Genomic DNA, 5,454 nt, shown 5'->3' with positions numbered 1-5,454 from the left:
CGAAGTAGAAGCCCGACTTGCACTGGCACGTTGCCGGGGCCGCGAACACTGCCCCTCTACCTCCGTCACACGAACTGCATTGAGTCTGAAGAGGACCGGTGCATTTCAGACAGAGGGAATGGCAGCGGACGCACTGATTTTGGCCGATCGTCGTGTTGTAGTAGACAAAGTAGCCAGGCGTGACGCAACTGCAACTGCTGCTCCCAACCATCTGAACCCCGGGGTTGTCGATGCACTCGGAGCAAGTCGTGGCGGTATGGTTGCACCTCGCACAGAACGGGTCGCAGGCCTTGCAGTATGTCGACACAGAGACCGCAGTTGACTCGTAATAGTATCCCTCAGTGCACTCGCACGATTGGTCAGTCACATCCATGAGGTGACTCACGCTCGGGTTGCAGACCTGACACTCGTAGTTTGTTGGCCCGACGCAGATGCTGCAGAGCTTGTGGCAGGCCAGGCACCCGCCCTTGCTCGGGCTGAGATACTGGCCAACAGGACAGGCGATGCAGCTGGTGCTGCCAGTATAGGGCTGGTACATATACGGTGGGCAAGGGATGCAGGCTGACTGGCCGACCTGGTTCTGGTAGGTGTTTATCGCGCAGAGAGTGCAGCGGGTTTGAGCCTTAAGGGCCTGGTAGTAGCCGGCGGCACAGCTGACGCAGGAGGCCTGCATGATATCGGGTTGGGAGGTGCCGACCGGGCAATCCTTGCAGTTGCTTTGTCCCAGCTGGTCCTGGTAGGTTCCCGGGACGCAGGCATTGCAGGAAGGCTGGCCCAGAGTGTTCTGGTATAAACCGAGAGGGCAGTCGATACAGCTTGCTTGTCCATTGCTCGACTGGTATTTCCCAATGGGACAGCTGATGCAGCCAGTCTTCCCCTCGTCGCCTTGATACGACCCAGAACTGCAGAGCTGGCAGCTGACCTGTCCATAGGCCCCCTGGTACTTTCCTGCCGGACAGTTCTTGCACGATGTCTGCCCCTGCTGGTCCTGGTACGTGCCGGGAGAGCACTTAACGCAATTCGTAGTCGCGGTTCCGGACTGGTACCGGCCAGCCTGACAGATGCAGGAGGCCCCGCCGGCGGTGTTGTACGAGCCGGTTGGGCAGGCGTGGCAATCGTTGAGGCCCACAACGAGGTCGCTGTAGGTGTTTGCGCCGGTGCATTGGACACACTGGTGGCTTGTGACCGTGTTGGACTTGTATCCCGCCAGACACGACGTGCACGTGTTTATGGGGCTGGCCGTGGTCGAACTGGCTGAGGTCGTGCCGTCTGTGCAGTCCACGCAGGAACTGGTGAAGAACAAAATTAGGATAAAGCGCCTTCCGGAGGCACAGGTGCAGTACGTAGCGCCCGAAACGCTGGTCGAGAGCCCCGGGCACGAGAGGCAGCTGGCAACTCCTGTGGTCGCGTCGTTATAAGTGTTGGGCGCGCACGGCTGGCAGAGGTGTTGTGTGGAGAGATCCGAGGTGTGGCCCACATCGCACCAGTCGCACGATGTGACCTTGCTACTCGTTGTAGAAGCCGCTGAGCTCTTCCCATTCTCGCAGGCCACACAGTTCCCGGACGTGTCAAAGTAGTGGCCCGCAGGGCAGGTGCAGTAGCTATGGTCCGCAGAACTCGTTGTCCCCGACGGACACTGGTAGCACGCCGCCTGTCCGGTGACTGCGTCATTGTAGTAGCCGGTGGTACAGTCGATGCACTGGTGCTTAGTGGTGTCGTTCGAGGTCATTCCCACAGCACAGGGGGAACAGTACATGGCTGGAGCATCAGTGGTTGAATTGGCCGTGGTGGTGGTCCCGTCGACACACTTGATGCATTGTCCGGATGAGAAATAGCTGCCCATTACACAGACGCAGTAGGTGCTCCCCCAGGTGGAGGTCGTCGTGCCCAGCGGACATGCGTAGCACTTGGTCTGGCCCAGAGTCGCGTTGTTGTAATAGTTGACATCACAGCTGCTACAGTAGTGACCGGTGCCTGCATTGGATTCAGTACCGATACTGCACGGAACGCAGACGGTCGTAGGCGAGTATGTGTCTGAGAAAGAGGTCGTCATCGTCCCGTCTGCACAGGCGTCGCAGGAGACGATGCTGGCTCCAGAGAGGGTGAAGTGGTACCCGAGGTCGCAGTAGCAACGACTGTAACACGTGCCGTAGTTGTAAGAACCCGTTGGACAACTGAAGCACGTGGCCTGTCCCACGCTCGCGTTATTATAGGTGTTCTTCGGACAGCAGGTGCATATGTGTAAAGTGGTTGAGTTCGAATATCTTCCAATATCACAGGTTGTGCAGCTCGTAAGTGGAGTCATGGTGTTAGAACTGGCACAAGACTGGCCGCCCGGGCAGCCTGTCCACACGCCCCCAGAGTAGTAGAATCCGGGTTCAGACAAGCAATATGATCTTCCGGTATACGAGTTAGTAGAGGTGTGAGTGGGACAGGCGGTGCACGCAGCGGACCCGACAGAGTTGGTGTAATAGTTCGCGGGACAGGCATAGCAGTTCTGCTGGGTGGTCGTCGCGTTGTTGTACAAGCCGATTGCACACGGCACACACAGATGATTGCTGTCGCTGTCCGAGTTAGACTTGTACCCCGCATCACACGGCGTGCACACTAACACCTTGTTGTCAGTGGTGGAAGAGACAGAGCTTGTCCCGCTCGGACAGGCCACACACACGTTCGTTGCGTCGAAATAGTATCCCGCTTTACATATGCAGGACGAGGACCCGACCACCGAGCTCGTCGAGGCTCCCGGACAGGTATAACAGGCAGCCTGACCGGTGACCGTGTCGCTGTAAGTGCCAACGGGACAAGGAGTGCACTTGTGGTTGTTGGCAGAGTTTGATTGTTTGCCCACACTGCAGGCGGTGCATGCAATCACCTTGCTGGCGGTAGTCGATTCGGCCGAGAAAAACCCGTCGGGACAGGCGACACACGACCAGACCGTAGAGATCTGATGGAAATAGTACCCCTCTGCGCAGGTGCAGTATGTGTGTGCCACAAGGCCTGTTCTTGTGCTTCCCGCTGGGCAGGCATAACAGTCGCCCTGGCTGGTTGCTGAGTCGCTGTAATAGTTATCCGCGTTGCAGATGACACAGAGATGGGAGGTGACGGCATTCGACTTGTAGCCCTGACTGCATGCGGTGCAGCTGGTGAGCGGACTGAGGGTGGTCGACTCGGTCGAGGTGTAGCCATCCGTGCAGACCACACATATGCCGATGAGGAAACGTTTCCCGGCCGCACAGGTGCAATACGTCATCCCGGTTCCGCTGTTTGTTGTGCCTGTAGGACACGTCCGACAAGTCGCCACTCCCAGCGTTGCAGTGTTGTACGTCCCCGTGGGACAGCGCGTGCAAATGTAGCCGGTGCCGGAGTTGGCCTGGTATCCGGGGGTGCAGGCGGAACACACGGTCACCGGGTTGGTGGTGGTCGAGCTGACCGAATCCGACCCGTCTGGGCACGGTATGCATGCGGTGGCTGTGAAGTAATAGCCGGCGGCACATGTGCAGTAGGTGCTTCCTGTGGAGCTAGCGACGCTGCCGGTGGGGCATGAGACGCAGGCACCCTGGCCGGTGGTGGCGTTGCTGTAGGACCCAGCGGCGCAGGGAGTGCAGACGTGGTTATTGGAGGCCTTTGACTCCGTGCCGAGAGCGCAGTTTGTGCAGATGGTCACCTTGTTGTCGGTGTCCGAGGCCACGGAGCTCGTCCCGTCAGGACAGGCCTGGCAGGTTCCGGAGAGGAAGCGGCTCCCCTGGGGGCACACGCAGTATGTGGCGCCAGAGCCGGAGGAGGTGCCGGCTGGACAGGGGGCGCACACGCTTTGTCCCACGTCGTTGTTGTAAGTGTTGGGATCGCAGGGGACGCACTTGTGGCCGGTGGCAGAGGAGGAGTATGTGCCCTTGAAACAGCTCGAGCACGCTGTTATCTTGTCGGTGGTGGTCGAGGATGTTGCTGTTGTTGAATCGTCAGGACAGGAGATGCAGGTGTAGACGGCCCCGGTGAGGTGGAAGTAAGAGCTCTTAGGACAAGTGCAGTACGTATTCTCGATTCCGGTGTTAGATGTGCCTGTAGGACAGGTTGTGCATATGCTCATGCCTGAGGTAGCGCTGTAGGTGCCTTGATTGCAGGCGGAGCAGAGGTGTCCGGTTCCGGAATTGGAGAAGTAGCCGGGGTTGCAGGTGGAGCATAGGCTGGTGGCTGAGCTGGAGTAATACACGGTGAGTGAAGAGGTTTTCCCATCCGCGCAATCTACGCAGGCCCCGCCGGTGATGTACTTTCCAGCGACACAGTTGCAGTACGTGCTGCCAATAGACGATGTTGTTCCGCTGGGGCAGGCATTGCAGTTGTGGGAGGTGGCCGAGTTGGAATAGGTCCCAGCGTCGCAGTTCGTGCAAAAGGTAGTACGACTCAACGTAGTAGAGGACGTGGCCGACTCTCCATCTGGACACTCGGTGCACACCCCGCCGGAGAAGTAGCTTCCCTGCGGGCATGTACAATAAGTGCTGCCGACAGACTTAGAAGCTGTAGTGCCTGAGGGGCAGTTGTAGCAGGCAGCCTGGCCCAAGGTGCCGTCATTATACTTGCCGCCAGTGCAATCCACGCAGAGATAACCTGTGTCAGAGTTCGACTGTTTCCCCTGGCTACAGTGAGAACACGTGTTTATTGGGCTGGCTGATGTCGACGAGGAAGCGCTAGACCCGTCAGGACAGTGGATGCAGAATCCGGGGGTCATGAAGTAGCTGCCGGCAGGGCAGACGCAGTAGCCGCTATCGGCTGGGGTCGTGGTGCCGGCGGGACAGATGGTGCAGACTGTTACTTTTGCGCCGCTGGTCGATGCTGCCGACGTGTAACCGTCAGGGCACCAATAGCAGTTTCCGTTGGAGTCGAAGTAATGGCCGACGTCGCAGTCGCAGGTGCCGCTGCCCTTGGGCATGCCAGAACACGAGGCACATTTGTGGTCCGTCCCCGCGTTCGAGTAGTAATCAGCCTTGCACTTGCAGCAGCCGTTTGCGTCACAACTGCCGCTAACCCCATGCGATCCTGACGACCGACCACTCGAGCACGCCGTGTATGTAGTGGTCATCAGCATCAAATATATTGTGAGGAACAGAAGGAAAATATTTCCCATCTTTGATGTTATTTATGGATAATCCCAATATATGTAGATCAAAGATTGCGTCATATTGTGAAATTCAGATCTAGGAATAATCCTCCCAGAAAATATTAGTACTGTTCCAATACTAGCACGTTTAATCCTATATATAGTGGCGTGGCAGCCATGGTAGCCACACAGCATGATCATTAATATAACAAATTGATATTAGCTTTTCGCATTGAAATTATATCGCACTCCCTTTATTGTAGAGTATATCTTCGCAGCCGCGGGGTCGGCGCTATTTTCGCTTTCTCCTCTGCCTCGGGGTTTTGGGGTTTTGGGGTTTTGGGGTTTTGGGGTTTTGG

General features: G+C 57.3%; 2 protein-coding genes. Both read left to right on the top strand.

Annotation, left to right across the window (positions count from 1 at the left end; translation table 11 throughout):
• Positions 1 to 1,181: 1,181 nt before the first annotated feature.
• A complete protein-coding gene (locus P4L78_RS01320) occupies positions 1,182 to 1,418 on the top strand; it encodes a hypothetical protein (RefSeq protein WP_309326462.1) in 237 nt (78 codons plus the stop codon).
• A 1,398-nt stretch (positions 1,419 to 2,816) separates the two neighbouring features.
• The gene (locus P4L78_RS01315) at positions 2,817 to 2,951 is read left to right on the top strand and encodes a hypothetical protein (RefSeq protein WP_309326460.1); all 135 of its coding nucleotides are present in this window, start codon (positions 2,817 to 2,819) and stop codon (positions 2,949 to 2,951) included.
• Positions 2,952 to 5,454: the final 2,503 nt, after the last annotated feature.

Source organism: Silvimonas sp., assembly GCF_031291215.1.
In the GTDB taxonomy this organism is placed as follows: Bacteria; Pseudomonadota; Gammaproteobacteria; order Burkholderiales; family Chitinibacteraceae; genus Silvimonas; species Silvimonas soli.
This window is presented reverse-complemented; position numbering and strand designations above follow the sequence as displayed.